Raw genomic sequence first — 14,124 nt, 5'->3', positions numbered from 1 at the left:
TGGGAAACTTTCCAGTAACGGGTGATAGGCTGCGATGAATCCCGGCTTTTTATCGTTCATTCTCATTAGCATTACGCTCATTTTGCTGGCCAGCGGCTGGAGGCGGACGCTGCTCGGCGACGCGCCGGTCCGGGCGATCGCCGGTTTTTTCGTCGCCTGGTTGGCGATGGGGCAGATCCGGTTTCGTTTATCGGAACACGCAACGGTCGCCGGCGCCGCGATCGTGCTGGCCGTATCGGTCGTTGTCGCCGCCGCGCGCCGCCGTTCGCCGCTCGGCCTGCTTCATCTCGTTTCGCTCGGCCTGTTTCTCGCTTCCGTCTACTATTTGCTGAAGCATATCGGCGAGCTGAACCCTTTTTTTTGGCCGAACCGGAGCTGGTCGGCGGCCGGTCTGGCCGTTGCCGCGGCGGCGGCGATGCTCGTGCGCAGGGCGGAGGACCAGCTGGCCGTCGTCAGTATGGCTTTGCTGCTCGGAACGTTTCTGTATTGGCGGGTACATCAGCAGCCGGCCGGAGCCGTCTTCGGCAATCTTCGGTTTCAGGACGAATGGTGGTTCGCCGCCGCTTGCGCGCGTACGATGTCGGTGGCCGGCGAAAGTTCGCTCGCGCTGGCGAGAGGGGCATCGAAAACGATCGCGAAGCGATGGAGGGGGCTCAAAAAATGACCGAACATTTGTACGAACACCGTTACACGGCCGGCATCATCGTCGGGATCGCGCTCGGCATTCTGGCGCGGCTGACGATGCTGCGAACCGATTACCGGCAATACCCGACATATCCGCACGGCCGCATCATCCATATTTCGCTCGGCGTCATCGCCGCCGCCCTGGGCGCCATCGCCGTGCCGTCGCTGTTCGACAAAAACTATACGGCGATTACGTTTTTGACCGTCGCGGCGCAGCAGTTCCGCGACGTGCGCAGCATGGAGCGCAGCACGCTGACGAAGCTGGACGAGATGGAACTTGTGCCGAGGGGCGGCACGTATATCGAAGGCATCGCGATGGTGTTCGAGGGGCGCAACTATTTGGTTATTTTTACCGCGTTTATCGGATCGCTGTTCACGCTGCTGTGGGGCGTTTACTGGGGGATCGGACTCGGGGCGGCGGCCATTCTCGTCGCGCAGCTGTTCAAATCCGGCAAATCGGTCGGACATGCGGCCCACATCGAGGAGGCCGACATCGTCATCGACGGTCCCGATTTGTTCGTGGGCGACATCTACATCATGAACGTCGGGCTTTCGGCGGATCGCGAGCTGATCCGAAACAAGGCGCTCGGGCTCATTTTGACGCCGAAAAACCGCAATTTCAAAGTGTCGCTGGCCAATTTGGGACAGCGGCAGGCGATGCTTCACGATTTGGCGACGATTCTCGGCGTTTACCGGGACTCCGGCGAGCCGGCGCTCGTCCCGATGGGCAAGCTCGATATGAACGACGGTCGGCTGGCGCTGTTCGTCTTGCCGCAGGAGCGGGACCCCGAGAAGGCGAAGCAGGTGCTGCTTCGCGTGCCGCTGCTCGAAAGCGCCGTGCGGATGCCGTCGGAAGCCGCCGTCCGGCCGGACAAAGGAGGCGCGTAGCGTGGGAAAAATTTTAGCCGTCGTTTCGACAAAACCGGATCGTGTGGGCGGAGGCGCGCCGATCTTTATTGTCGAATCGGAGCGGGAGCAGCAGGAAATCGCCTTTTTGCTCGAAAAAATATTGGACGGAAACGCCCATGATTTAAAGAACGGCACGCTCATCCTGGTCGACCATCGCGAATAGAAGCGGTCGAAACGTGTCGGGACGTCGGCGGAGACGGGCCGGCGTTCGGCCGTCCGCGGCACCTTCCTTTTGCAGGTCGAATTTGTTATGATGGAAGGCGTGAGAAATCGAGCTTGGCGGCATCCGGCAGCGGAAAGACCGCCGTTCGTGCAGGACTGCTTCGGCGCGATGGCGTCCGAAGGGAATTTGAAAGCGGGAGTTGAATCGGATGGCACGTCCCATCGTGGCGATCGTAGGTCGCCCGAACGTGGGGAAATCGACGATTTTCAACCGGATTATCGGCGATCGGCTCGCGATTGTGGAAGACAAGCCCGGCGTCACGCGTGATCGGATTTACGGAGTCGGGGAATGGATGGGTACTTCGTTCAGCGTGATCGACACCGGAGGGATCGAAATAGACGGGGAAGACGAAATGCTGAAGTCGATCCGGATGCAGGCGGAGCTCGCGATCGAGGAAGCGGACGCGATCGTGTTCATGGTCGACGCCAAGGCAGGGGTCACCGGCTCGGACGCGGAAGTGGCGCAGCTGCTGTACAGGGCGAAGAAGCCCGTCATCCTCGCGGTCAACAAGGTGGACAATTTGAAACGGCAGGACGACATTTACGAGTTTTACACGCTGGGCTTCGGCGACCCGATCGGCATTTCGGGGGCGCACGGCATCGGCATCGGCGACCTGCTCCAGGCGGTCGTGGACAAGCTGCCCGAGAAGGAAGAAGAGGAGTACGGGGAAGATACGATCCGGGTCGCCCTAATCGGCCGGCCGAACGTCGGCAAATCGTCGCTCGTCAACGCCATTCTCGGCGAAGAACGCGTCATCGTCAGCGATCAGGCGGGAACGACCCGGGACGCCATCGACACGCCGTTCGAGAAAGACGGGCAAAAGTACGTGCTCATCGACACGGCGGGCATGCGCAAACGCGGCAAAGTGTACGAGACGACGGAAAAGTACAGCGTCATGCGCGCGATGCACGCGATCGAACGATCCGACGTCGTCCTCGTCGTCATCAACGGCGAGGAAGGCATCATCGAGCAGGACAAGCATATCGCCGGCTACGCGCACGAAGCGGGGAAAGCTTCGATTTTCGTCGTCAACAAATGGGATATCGTCGAGAAAGACGACAAGACGATGCAGCAGTTCACGCAAAAAATTCGCGATCACTTTTTGTTCATGACGTACGCGCCGATCGTATTCGTTTCGGCGAAAACGAAGCAGCGGCTGCACAAGCTGCTCCCGGTCGTCGCCGAGGTGAGCGAGCAGCACGCGATGCGGGTGCAAACCCATCTGCTGAACGACGTCGTATCCGACGCGGTCGCGATCAATCCGCCGCCGACCGACAAAGGGAAACGGCTGAAAATCAATTACGCCACGCAAGTATCGGTCAAGCCGCCGACGATCTTGCTTTTCGTCAACGATCCGGAGCTTATGCATTTTTCGTACGAGCGGTATTTGGAAAATCGCATTCGCGCGGCATTCCGCTTCGAAGGAACGCCGATCCGCTTGTTTACGCGCAAAAAATCTGACGACGAATAGGGAGAGGTAGCTCGTGCAACAACTAGTGGCCGTATTGCTCGCGTATTTGATTGGCTCCGTCAGCTTCAGCTTTTTGTACGGCAAGTTATTCAAAGGGATCGACATTCGCAAGCACGGCAGCGGCAACGCCGGGGCGACGAACACGCTGCGCGTCATCGGCGTCGGACCGGCGATCGCCGTTCTGCTGCTCGACGCCGGCAAAGGCGTGCTGGCCGTATGGCTCGGCAAATGGCTCGGCGCCGACGTTTCCTATATTCCGGCGCTGGCCGGCCTGGCCGCGATCGCCGGCCACAACTGGCCGGTTTACTTCGGCTTCAAAGGCGGCAAAGGCATCGCCACGACGATCGGCGTAGCCGCCACGCTTTGCTTCGTGCCCGCGCTGATCGCGGGAGCCGTCGCAATCGCCCTGATCGCCTTGACCCGCTACGTGTCGCTCGGCTCGCTCGTCTTCGCCGCTCTTATTCCTGTCATTGTCGGACTGATGCACTATTCCGCCGATATATTTTGGACGACGCTCGTCATCGGATTGTTCGCGATCGTGCGTCACCGGACGAATATCGTCAAGCTGATCAAAGGCAAGGAGAATAAGCTCGGTCAACGGGCGGCCGGTACGCCGGGAGGAAAGGAGAAAGCCGGATGAGCGTTCGCAAAGCGGCGGTTATTACCGCCGGCAGCTGGGGAACGGGGCTTGCGACGGTGCTGGCGGACAACGGCTTTCAAGTGACGTTATGGACGCGCGCGGAAGCGCAGGCGGACGAAATCAACCGCGACCGGCGCAATCGGAAATATACGGGCGATTTCGAATTGCCCGGGCGCATTCGCGCGACGGTTTCGATGGAGGAGGCGCTCGCGGGTGCGGGCGTCGTCCTGTTCGTCTCCCCGTCCCACGCGATGCGCGAAGTGGCCCGGCGGGCGAAGCCGTTTTTGGATCCCTGCGCCACGGTCATTCACGCGACGAAAGGGTTCGAGCCCGAGTCGATGAAACGGATGACGAGCGTGCTGGCGGAGGAGCTCCCGCAGCTCGACGCGGCCCGGCTCGTCGTCCTGTCCGGCCCGAGCCACGCCGAGGAAGTGATCCAGCGCTGTCCGACAACGGTCGTCGTCGCCGCAGGCAGGCTCGACGCGGCGGAGGAAGCGCAGGACGCCTTGATCAACGCGTACTTCCGCGTCTATACGAATCCCGACGTCGTCGGCGTCGAGGTCGGCGGCGCGCTCAAAAACATTATCGCGCTCGGAGCCGGCCTTTCCGACGGCCTCGGCTACGGGGACAACGCGAAGGCGGCGCTGCTGACGCGAGGGCTGGCGGAAATCGCCCGCCTCGGCGTGGCGATGGGCAGCCACGCCTTGACGTTTTCGGGGCTCGCCGGCGTCGGCGATCTGGTCGTCACCTGCACGAGCCGGCACAGCCGCAACTGGCGGGCCGGCTACTTGCTCGGCCAAGGGAAGCCGCTGGACGAGGTGCTGGAGACGATGGGGATGGTCGTCGAAGGCGTTAAAACGACGAAGACGGCGTACGCCTTGGCGCGCCAATACGGCGTGACGATGCCGATCACCGAGCAGCTCCACGAAGTGCTGTTCGCCGGAAAAGAGCCGCGCATCGCCGTCGGCCATTTGATGGGCCGTCTGCGCACGCACGAAATCGAAGAGCTGGCCGACGCCTTCGGCGAGAAATGGATGCCTTGACCGGTTACGCGAGCCTACACGAAATCGATGCTCGCCTCATACTATACGGTATGTCATCGTATGAGGAGGTCAGGCATGGGCGGCAAAGAATTATCGAAGGACGTACTGAATACGGTCAAACGAAAAGTCGGCAAAAACGTTTCGGAGAAAGACATATACAAGCTGGCGAGCGGGGTCAAGCCGTCGACGGTCCAGAACGAAAGACAGCTTCGGCAGCTGATCAAGCAAGTGTCCAGCATGGTTAAAGTACCGGTTTCCGAATCGACGATCAATGAAATCGTCAGCGCGGTGCAAAAGAGCGGGATGAATCCGAACAACATGGAAGCGCTGATGAAAATGATGATGAAAAAATAAACATGACCGAATGCGAACGCAAGCCCGGCCGGGCTTGCGTTTTTTTGCACGTACGGCATGTCCGAAACGTCCGTTTTGCCAAGTTGTCCGGTTCGTTTCGCTCTCCTATAATGGGAACGTACGTTCGATAATCAAAAGGAGGAGAGAGGAATGTTGAAGAAGACTTGGCTCGTATGGGTAATGCTCGTATGCATGCTGTTTACCGGGGCGGTCGCCTACGCGGATTCGAATCCGATCGCGCCCGGGCTGCTGCGATGGCAGCCGGGCTCGTCGCCGGCCGGGATGCAGTACGGGGCGACGGACGGCAATTTGCAATCGTACGTCTCGCTCCAAGGCGGTTCGATCGTATGGACGTTTCCGCGTCCCGTCGATTTGACCGGATTTGCGTTTTACGCCGATTCGCCCGACGCTCAGCTGTACATGATCGACGCGAACGGAGTCGGGCTTGCGGCCGCGGGAGCGTCGACAACCGTTCCGACCGCGCCGTTCGCGGTAAGCGTGAACGGCGTCAAGTCGATCCGCGTATCGCCCGCCGTCCAGGGCGAGCCGGTGCGCGTTTACGAGCTGGACGTTTACGGCTCGCTGTCCCGAATCGTGCCTAACGCGCCTACGGGACTCGTCGCGACGGGCGGCGACCGGATCGTGAAGCTGGATTGGAACGCCGAGCCGAACGCGACCGGCTACAAAGTGAAACGTTCCTCGATGTACGGCGGCCCGTATTCGGTCATCCGGCACGTATACGGAACCACGCATTTTCAGGACGGCACCGTGACGAACGGAATGCCCTACTATTACGTCGTTTCGGCGTTCAACGAATTCGGGGAAAGCGCCGACTCGTCCCAAGCTTACGCTTATCCGGTGCTGCATCCGCCGGCCGCCCCGACGCATTTGACGGCTTCTCCCGGCGACGGGCAGGTGATGCTGCAGTGGGAGACGGTAACGGGCGCCGTCTACTACAACGTCAAGCGAGCCGATTCGCCCGGAGGTCCGTTCAAAACGGTAACGCAAACCGTATACGGCTATTACGCGGATCGTTCGGCCGAAAACGGCACGACCTATACGTACATCGTGACCGCGTTGAACGGCGCGGGCGAAAGCTACCCGAGCAATGCCGTAACCGCCGTTCCGGTCGCCGCCCTGCCCGATCGGGCGATGCTCGTCGTAACGCTTGCGGATCGGGTAACGAAAGAGTACGACTTGCCGCTGCAGGAGGCGGACGCGTTCGTCGCCTGGTACGCGCAGCGCTCCGGCGGCTCGGGACCGTCCGTTTACGCGCTTGACCGCCACGACAACAACAGAGGGCCGTTCGCATCGAGAACGGACTATATTCGCTTCGACAGCATCGTCTCGTTCGAGGTGAACGCCTACAAGTCCGATTGACGACGGAACGAACCGATATCGCGTCCCCCTTGCCTCGCCGCAAGCGGGGACGCGTTTTTTTGCGAGGCGAGAGGCGCATAATATCGGGTGCCGATGCAAACGTTATATGGTTCGCGGCCGCCGCCGTCATCCGCCGCTGACGTTTTCACAAAACGTTCACCGTTCCCCCGCCGCTCTCTCATTTCACAAACAGACGGCGAAAATGCTATAATCAGGGGCGATACCAATAGACAGGGTGATACGACTTGAGCAGCATGGATAAAATGTGGGCCTCTTTCATCGGGATGGGGCTGATGGTGCTGGCATCGCTTCTGATTACGTTTGCCCGAGTCAAGCTGAAAGGCTTCGCGCGCGGGATCGTGTCGGTCATCGCGTTCGTCGTCTTGCTCGTTTCCGTCGTATATATGTTGCTGTCGATTATTTAACGGAAGACGGAGGGAATACGGATGATCGAGCTGATCGGAAGAAGCAAACGGAAGACGGTCGAAGTCGCGGTCGGCATGTCGGTATTGGAGCATGCGCTGAAGCACGACGTCGACTGGGGGTTTTCGTGTACGAGGGGGACGTGCTCCCGCTGCCGATGCCTCGTCGAGAGCGGCATGGAGCATTTAAGCGAGCCGAACGAGGCGGAGCTGGACAGTTTGGACGACGAGGAGCTGGAGCAAGGATTCCGGCTCGGGTGTCAGACGAAGGTGAAGAGCGATGGAACGATTGCCGTCCGAAACAAACCGTATTTTTGAGCCGTTTTCGGAGCGCGTGCCGGAGGCCGTTCTCCGGGCGCTGACCGTGATGGGCGGCGCGCTGGCGGGCTGCGAGCGGACATGGCTCGTCGGCGGCAGCTGCGGCCTCTTGCTGCAAGGCGTACCGCTCGAAGCGGCGCCGCGCGATCTTGACGTTTACGCCGACGCGGAACACGCTCCGTCGATCCATGCGGCTCTCGCCGGCTATTCGATCGACGGCCAAACGTACAGCGAGACCGGCATGTACGGGTCGCTGCTCAGCCATTACTCCGTCGAAGGCGTTCAAGTCGAGCTGGTCGGCAGCTTGAAGGTAACGCTGCCGAACGCCGATTACGAAGTGCGCGTCGAATCGCTGCTCGGCGGCTATGCGATGTCGGGCCGGATCGGAGAAGCCGCAATCCGCTTCATGCCGCTGGCGCACGAGCTGGTGTTCAACGTGCTGCGCGAACGGCCGGACCGTTACGAGCCGATCGCCGCGTCGATTCGGCGCCGTCTGGCCGATCATCTTCCGCTGCTCGCCGACATGCTGCGCTCGAACCGCATCGGCGAGCCGCATACCGGGCGGCTGAAGTCGCTTCTGGCGCTTCCGCCCGGTTTCGGGAGGGGAGACGATTGAACGATGAAATCCGGTTTATGCCGGACGGCAAGACGATCCGCGTCAGGCGCGGCACGACCGTTCTCGAAGCCTCCAAGAAGGCGCGCGTCTTCGTGCGGACCCGGTGCGGAGGCAACGCCTCGTGCTTGATGTGCAAGGTGATCGCCCCGGACGGAACCGGTTTGTCCGCGGCCGGGGAGAACGAGAAGCGGAAGCTCGGCGAGCTGCTCGAGCGAGGCTATCGGCTCGCCTGCCAAACGAAGGTGACGGGCGATTGCACCGTCACCTTGCCGGAAGATCCGCTCAAGGCGGCGGTGCGCGCCCAGCTGGCGAAACAGAACGAAGACGAGCTGTGGTAACGGAGGAACGCAACGATCGAAATCGGAAAGGGGAAAGACGATGCTGTCATTCGCTAGGCGGCTGTCGAACGCGCTGTCGGTGCGCGGACGAGCGCCGCGGGCCGGGGCGAAGCGGGGAGGCGGGCGGTTCTGCAAGGCGGCCGCGCTGCTCGCGCTGCTGCCGCTATTGACCGGCTGCCTGTATCCGAAGGAAATGCGCAAAGAAAACCAGGCGACGGTCAAAGAAAGCGTATTGATCGTGCAAAACGCGATCGACCAATATAAAGAAAAAAACGGCGTGCTGCCGATTAAAAATTCGGAAACGAACACGCCGATTTACGAGAAATATACGATCGATTTGAAAAAGCTGACGAGCGGGCCCTATTTGGGCCAAGTGCCGGCCATCGCGTTCGAAAACGGCGGCTCGTATTTGTTCGTGCTCGTCCATCCGGAGCAAAAGCCGGAGGTCAAGCTGCTCGATCTCGTCGCCTATCAAAAAACGGGAGATATCCAAAAGTCGGTCGACGCGTACAGAAAGGCGAACGGAGGCCGGCTGCCGCTCGGAGAGCCGGCCGGGACCGGCATATACCGGCTCGATTTCGCGAAGCTGGGTCAAAAGGCGGAGCAGGTGCAGAGCGCGTTCTCGAGGCAATATTTGGGCTTCCTGATCGACCGCGACGGGATCGTCGGCATCGATTACGCTTCCGACATCATGCAGGCGATGGAGCGGAAAGGGATGAAGTCGGCGGAAAGCGGCGTCGATTTGCGCGAGCTGCTCGTTGCGGACGCCCCGTTCGTGCCGGTCAAATCGTTCCCGTATTACTGGATCGACGGCGAGCCGAAAGCCGCCGCGTGTCCATGATTAACGCGGCGATCAGTCGACGCCGCGTCCCGCGAGCCCGAAGCCGAGGCGATATTCGCTCGGCGTCATGCGGGTTACGCTCTTAAACGTCCGGCTGAAGTGCGACGACGAGGCGAAGCCGAGCGAATAGGCGATTTCGGTAAGCGACACGTTCGCGCTTTCCCGGAGCAGCCGTTTGCTCTCCTGAATGCGCTTCAGCAGCACATATTGGTAAAAGGCGACGCCCGTTTCACGCTTGAACGTTCTCGTCAAATGCTCGGGGCTGACTTGGAAACGGGCGGCAACGCTCGTGAGCGACAAGTCCTCGTACAAATGCGACTCGATATGGCCGCAGCATCGCTCGGCCAGCTCGCGGGACGCGCGCCGCCGCGCCAGGCGGCCCGGCGCGGCCGTTCGTTCGTCGACCAACCGTTCCACCGTAACGACCAGGCTGAGCAGCTCGGCGAATACCATTTGCTGCCAGCCTCTTTTTTGTTCCTGCAGCTCGGCGATCATGCGCATGGCGGCCTGCTTGACCGCCGCAAACGTTTTCATTTGCAATTGAAACCGATGGCAGTCGACGTCGCCGAACCATTCCATCGGCGGGCGCGAGTGCGGAAACGACTCCTTGAGCCGCTGCAGCGAAACGTCGTCGATGCAGATGACCGCTCTCCGGTACGTCGCCGACTTCTCGACGAACACTTGATGCGGGATGCGGCCCGGAAAAACGAGCAGCTGGCCGGGCGCCGTCTCGATGACCCGCTCGCCGACGACGAATACGGCCGAGCCGGCGAGGCTGACGTTGATTTCGATCCCCGGCTGCACGTGCGGGGAATGCCAATGCGCTTGGATCGATTCGTTGCGCAAATAGACGGGAAACTGGCGAAAATGGTTTTCGACGATCCGGTTCGGAACCGGCCTGTAGTTCATCGGACGAAGGTCGACGTTCATCGGCGCATAGCCCTCCTTCGAAACGAAAGCAAGTTTGCTTTGCATTATATAGGAAATTTGGCAAAGCATCAAATTTTTTCTTCGGAAAAAGATCAAAAAGAGGAAAAATTTTCCCCATCGACAAAAAACCGCAGCAGCCGCCGACGAGAATACGAAAGGCGGCGATTGTCCGCGAAGCCCCGCACCCGCTGCGGGGCTTTGCGGCGTTCGGCGCACGGCGCGCGAACTTGACGTCCGCCCGGGATGCGCTCTTTTTTGCGGGCGTCCGAATAAGTGCGGCCGGACCGACATATAGTGATGAAGGGTGAATCGGGCGCCGTCGCGGCTCATAGATCGATAGATTCGCAGCTCTCGAAACGGCAAAACTTTTAAAACCGACTCTGTCATAATCGCCAAACCTAGTACATATGTTTTTACTAGTCAAAAAACATGTACGAGTATCGTCGCTTGTGGGAGCCTTGCTACGGCCGCCGCCGTACGATCCGATTGCGACATCTGCTTCGTTCATTATCCTGCCTGGGAGGGGATCTCATTGGAGAAAGTGGATATCTTTAAGGACATCGCGGAGCGTACCGGGGGAGACATCTACCTTGGAGTCGTCGGCGCGGTCCGGACGGGGAAATCTACGTTTATCAAACGGTTCATGGAAACATTGGTTCTGCCTAACATTACGAACGAAGCCGAACGGGTCCGGGCAACCGACGAGCTGCCGCAAAGCGCGGCGGGACGGACGATCATGACGACCGAACCGAAGTTCGTGCCGAACAACGCCGTGCGGCTGAACGTCGCGGAAGGGCTGAACGTCAACATTCGGGTCGTCGATTGCGTCGGCTATGCCGTCCAAGGCGCGAAAGGGTACGAGGACGAAAGCGGTCCGCGGATGATTACGACGCCGTGGTTCGACGAGCCGATTCCGTTCCAGGAAGCGGCGGAGATCGGCACGCGCAAAGTGATCCAGGAGCATTCGACGCTCGGCGTCGTCGTGACGACCGACGGATCGATCGCCGAAATTCCGCGCTCCTCTTACGTGGAAGCGGAAGAGCGGGTCATCAACGAGCTGAAGGAGGTCGGCAAGCCGTTTATTTTGATCGTCAACTCGATCAAGCCGACCAGTCCGGAAACGGTCGATCTTCGCAACGAGCTGGCCGCCAAATACGATATCCCGGTCGTGGCGACGAGCGTGGCCACGATGACGGAAGACGATATTTTGCAAGTCATGCGCGAAGTGCTGTACGAGTTCCCGGTGCACGAAGTGAACGTCAACCTGCCGAGCTGGGTGATGGTGCTCGGGGAAAATCATTGGCTCCGCTCCCACTTCGAAAATTCGGTCCGCAATACGGTGAAGGACATTCGCCGCCTGCGCGACGTGGACCGCGTCGTCAGCCAGTTCGATACGTACGATTTCATCGAGCGGGCCGCGCTGGCCGGCATGGACATGGGGCAGGGCGTGGCCGAGATCGATCTGTACGCTCCCGACGAGCTGTACGACAAAATTTTGATGGAAGTCGTCGGCGTCGAAATTCGCGGCAAAGACCACCTGCTCCAGCTGATGCAGGAGTTCACCCATGCGAAACGGGAATACGACCGGTTCGCCGAAGCGCTCGAAATGGTCAAGACGACCGGCTACGGCATCGCGCCGCCGAGCCTCGAAGATATGTCGCTCGACGAGCCGGAGCTGATTCGCCAAGGCTCCCGGTTCGGCGTCAGGCTGAAGGCGACGGCTCCGTCGATCCACATGATTCGCGTCGACGTCGAATCCGAGTTCGCGCCGATCATCGGCACCGAGAAGCAGAGCGAGGAGCTCGTGCGCTACCTGATGCAGGATTTCGAGGAAAACCCGCTTAAAATATGGGATTCCGATATATTCGGACGGTCGCTCAACTCGATCGTGCGCGAAGGCATCCAAGGCAAGCTGGCGATGATGCCGGACAACGCGCGCTACAAACTGCAGGAAACACTGGGCCGAATTATTAACGAAGGTTCGGGCGGTCTGATCGCGATCATTTTGTAAGCCCGAACCGTATGCAAGGTGCGGCCTTTCTCCCGGCGGAGAAGGGCTGCGCGCGTTTGTTGCGGCTTGGGGCGGGAGCGTATTATTTTTTGCGGGCCCGACGTATATTTTTCCGGGAAACGGTGAACACAGGAAGTAACGGCATAGATCGTGGGGGGAGGTGAATGGCATGAATAAATCGGAGTTGATCGCCAAAGTGGCCGAAACGACCGACTTGTCCAAAAAAGACATTACGAAAGCGATAGACGCCGTTTTCGACGCGATTACCGGCGCTCTGCAAAGCGGAGACAAGGTGCAGCTTGTCGGTTTCGGTAACTTTGAAGTTCGTGAACGTTCCGCTCGCAAAGGTCGCAATCCGCAGACGGGCGAAGAGATCGATATTCCGGCCAGCAAGGTGCCGGCCTTCAAGCCGGGCAAGCAGCTGCGCGACGTTTGTTCGCAATGACCGCCGTCCGGCGCTGCGCTTGAACGTATCATGTTCAATCGAAAGATCGGGGTGCCTGTTCCAGCAGCAGGCACTTTTTGCGTTGGGAAGCGAAGCGTCGGCAGGCGGGGACCCGCCGCAGGCGCTTCGTCATCCGGCGACCTGCGGCTGCGCGAACAGATGGCCGAGCACGATCGTGACGGCGCCGATGGCGGTCGCCCGGCTGCCGAGCCGGGACGTTTCGATCGTCAGGCTGCGGACGGACGATTCCAGGGCGCGAGCTTTTACCGTCTCCGTAAGCGGATCGGTGAGCAGCCTGCCGGCCCCCGACACGCCGCCCCCCAAAATGATTTTTTGCGGATTGAGCGTATGAATCACGTTCGTCAGCCCGATGCCGAGCAGCCTGCCCGCTTTGCGGAACGCCTCCGCCGCCAGCGGGTCGCCTTGCACGGCCGCCTCGTAGACGAGCTCGCCCGTAATCGTCCGCAGGCTGCCGGAGGCGTCGGGCGTCAGGACGCTGCGGCGGCCGAGCGCGATTTCGTTTTGCACGGCTTCGGCGATCGCCGGTCCGGACACGAGCGTTTGCAGGCAGCCGTAGTTGCCGCAGCTGCAGCGGGGGCCGTTCAGATCGACCGTCGTATGGCCGATTTCGCCGGCCGCGAAGCTGCTGCCGCGAAAAATGCGCCGGTTCAGCACGATGCCCGCCCCCACGCCTTCCCCGATATTGACGCATATGAAATGGTCGCAGTCGCGTCCGCCGCCGAACCATAGTTCGCCGAGCGCCATGGCGACCACGTCGTTCTCCACATAGACCGGCAGGCCGCACGCCTCTTCGAGCGCTTCGCGGATGTTGACGTTTCGCAAATGCAAGTTCGGAGCGAATACCGATACGCCTTCCTCCGGATCGACCAAGCCGTGCATGCCGACGCCGACGCCGACGACCGGCCGTTCCCCGGCCGCATCGGCGAGCTCCGCGACCGAGCTTTGCAGCAGCTCCAGAAATTCGTCCGCTTCCGGGCGCGGAGGGATCGTTCGGCGGCATTCGCGGATAACGCCCGCATCCAGGTCGGTCAGCACCGATCTGACGGCGCCGACGCCGACGTCGATGCCGATTACCGCGAAGGCGGCCGAATTGAGCTTCAGCAAAATCGGCTTCCGCCCTCCGCTCGATTCGCCGATCTCGCTTTCGACCACGAACTTCTCGTTCAGCAGCTCGCCGACGATATTCGTTACGGTCGGGGGCGTCAAGGCGGTCCGCTTGGCGATGTCGGCGCGCGAAATGGGGCCCTCGCTGCGGATCGTCGTCAGCACGAGCGAGCGGTTGAGCGACTTCATCAATTGAAAGCTGCCGGTAAGCGGCTTCGACATGCAAATTCCTCCTGCCTTCGTCCAATCGTCACAATCGTCGATCTTTATTAGAATAACTAATTAAGTCTTGAAATGCAATCGAGGTTCCGGCTACCGAGTCGACGATAATCATGCCGTAAGTATTAAAAAATAATGATTGTGTTCCGGGCCGC

Annotated in this window: 17 protein-coding genes; 15 read left to right on the top strand and 2 right to left on the bottom strand. The window is 60.4% G+C overall.

Annotation, left to right across the window (positions count from 1 at the left end):
• Window positions 1–34 precede the first annotated feature (34 nt).
• The 13 genes from PV407_RS01480 (at window position 35) to PV407_RS01420 (ending at window position 9,239) form a co-directional block, all read left to right on the top strand.
• Window positions 35–664 carry a hypothetical protein gene (locus tag PV407_RS01480; protein ID WP_332088076.1) on the top strand — a complete coding sequence of 210 codons (630 nt, stop codon included), beginning with the start codon at window positions 35–37 and terminating at the stop codon, window positions 662–664.
• The gene (locus PV407_RS01475) at window positions 661–1,572 is read left to right on the top strand and encodes a YIEGIA family protein (protein WP_332088075.1); all 912 of its coding nucleotides are present in this window, start codon (window positions 661–663) and stop codon (window positions 1,570–1,572) included. The genes PV407_RS01480 and PV407_RS01475 overlap by 4 nt, the downstream gene beginning before the upstream one ends.
• A 1-nt stretch (window position 1,573) precedes the next feature.
• Window positions 1,574–1,756, top strand: a complete 183-nt coding sequence (locus PV407_RS01470; protein ID WP_332088074.1) for a capping complex subunit for YIEGIA — start codon at window positions 1,574–1,576, stop codon at window positions 1,754–1,756.
• Window positions 1,757–1,964: 208 nt separating this feature from the next.
• Window positions 1,965–3,287 (top strand): ribosome biogenesis GTPase Der, encoded by a 1,323-nt coding sequence (der, locus tag PV407_RS01465; protein WP_332088073.1) that lies wholly within the window; start codon window positions 1,965–1,967, stop codon window positions 3,285–3,287.
• 13 nt (window positions 3,288–3,300) lie between these two features.
• Entirely contained in the window at window positions 3,301–3,927 is a 627-nt protein-coding gene (gene plsY, locus PV407_RS01460) for a glycerol-3-phosphate 1-O-acyltransferase PlsY (protein ID WP_332088072.1), read from the top strand.
• On the top strand, window positions 3,924–4,970 hold the full coding sequence (locus PV407_RS01455) for an NAD(P)H-dependent glycerol-3-phosphate dehydrogenase (RefSeq protein ID WP_332088071.1): 1,047 nt from the start codon (window positions 3,924–3,926) through the stop codon (window positions 4,968–4,970). Before plsY ends, PV407_RS01455 begins: the two co-directional genes overlap by 4 nt.
• Before the next feature lie 75 nt (window positions 4,971–5,045).
• On the top strand, window positions 5,046–5,324 hold the full coding sequence (locus PV407_RS01450) for a stage VI sporulation protein F (RefSeq protein WP_332088070.1): 279 nt from the start codon (window positions 5,046–5,048) through the stop codon (window positions 5,322–5,324).
• A 150-nt stretch (window positions 5,325–5,474) separates the two neighbouring features.
• Window positions 5,475–6,704 (top strand): fibronectin type III domain-containing protein, encoded by a 1,230-nt coding sequence (locus PV407_RS01445; RefSeq protein ID WP_332088069.1) that lies wholly within the window; start codon window positions 5,475–5,477, stop codon window positions 6,702–6,704.
• A 254-nt stretch (window positions 6,705–6,958) separates the two neighbouring features.
• Window positions 6,959–7,129, top strand: coding sequence for a DUF2768 family protein (locus tag PV407_RS01440; protein ID WP_332088208.1), 171 nt, complete (start codon window positions 6,959–6,961; stop codon window positions 7,127–7,129).
• A 21-nt stretch (window positions 7,130–7,150) separates the two neighbouring features.
• Window positions 7,151–7,444, top strand: coding sequence for a 2Fe-2S iron-sulfur cluster-binding protein (locus PV407_RS01435; protein WP_332088068.1), 294 nt, complete (start codon window positions 7,151–7,153; stop codon window positions 7,442–7,444).
• Window positions 7,407–8,060 carry a hypothetical protein gene (locus tag PV407_RS01430; RefSeq protein ID WP_332088067.1) on the top strand — a complete coding sequence of 218 codons (654 nt, stop codon included), beginning with the start codon at window positions 7,407–7,409 and terminating at the stop codon, window positions 8,058–8,060. The genes PV407_RS01435 and PV407_RS01430 overlap by 38 nt, the downstream gene beginning before the upstream one ends.
• Window positions 8,057–8,398: a 2Fe-2S iron-sulfur cluster-binding protein gene (locus tag PV407_RS01425; RefSeq protein ID WP_332088066.1), complete on the top strand. Its 342-nt coding sequence runs from the start codon at window positions 8,057–8,059 to the stop codon at window positions 8,396–8,398. Before PV407_RS01430 ends, PV407_RS01425 begins: the two co-directional genes overlap by 4 nt.
• 40 nt (window positions 8,399–8,438) lie before the next feature.
• Window positions 8,439–9,239, top strand: a complete 801-nt coding sequence (locus tag PV407_RS01420) for a hypothetical protein (protein WP_332088065.1) — start codon at window positions 8,439–8,441, stop codon at window positions 9,237–9,239.
• A gap of 12 nt (window positions 9,240–9,251) precedes the next feature.
• On the opposite strand, the gene PV407_RS01415 is transcribed toward PV407_RS01420, so the two are convergent.
• A complete protein-coding gene (locus PV407_RS01415; protein WP_332088064.1) occupies window positions 9,252–10,169 on the bottom strand; it encodes an AraC family transcriptional regulator in 918 nt (305 codons plus the stop codon).
• A gap of 532 nt (window positions 10,170–10,701) precedes the next feature.
• On the opposite strand from PV407_RS01415, the gene spoIVA reads away from it, so the two are divergent.
• Window positions 10,702–12,180, top strand: coding sequence for a stage IV sporulation protein A (spoIVA, locus tag PV407_RS01410; RefSeq protein ID WP_332088063.1), 1,479 nt, complete (start codon window positions 10,702–10,704; stop codon window positions 12,178–12,180).
• A gap of 169 nt (window positions 12,181–12,349) precedes the next feature.
• Window positions 12,350–12,625 carry an HU family DNA-binding protein gene (locus PV407_RS01405; protein ID WP_332088062.1) on the top strand — a complete coding sequence of 92 codons (276 nt, stop codon included), beginning with the start codon at window positions 12,350–12,352 and terminating at the stop codon, window positions 12,623–12,625.
• Between the two features lie 129 nt (window positions 12,626–12,754).
• Here PV407_RS01405 and PV407_RS01400 read toward each other — a convergent pair whose 3' ends face one another.
• Window positions 12,755–13,972: an ROK family transcriptional regulator gene (locus PV407_RS01400; protein WP_332088061.1), complete on the bottom strand. Its 1,218-nt coding sequence runs from the start codon at window positions 13,970–13,972 to the stop codon at window positions 12,755–12,757.
• Window positions 13,973–14,124: the final 152 nt, after the last annotated feature.

Origin of the sequence: Paenibacillus sp. GYB003 (assembly GCF_036577625.1) — a bacterium.
In the GTDB taxonomy this organism is placed as follows: Bacteria; Bacillota; Bacilli; order Paenibacillales; family NBRC-103111; genus Paenibacillus_AB.
Note: the sequence above shows the minus strand (reverse complement) of the source record. Positions and strands in the feature narration are given on the sequence as shown.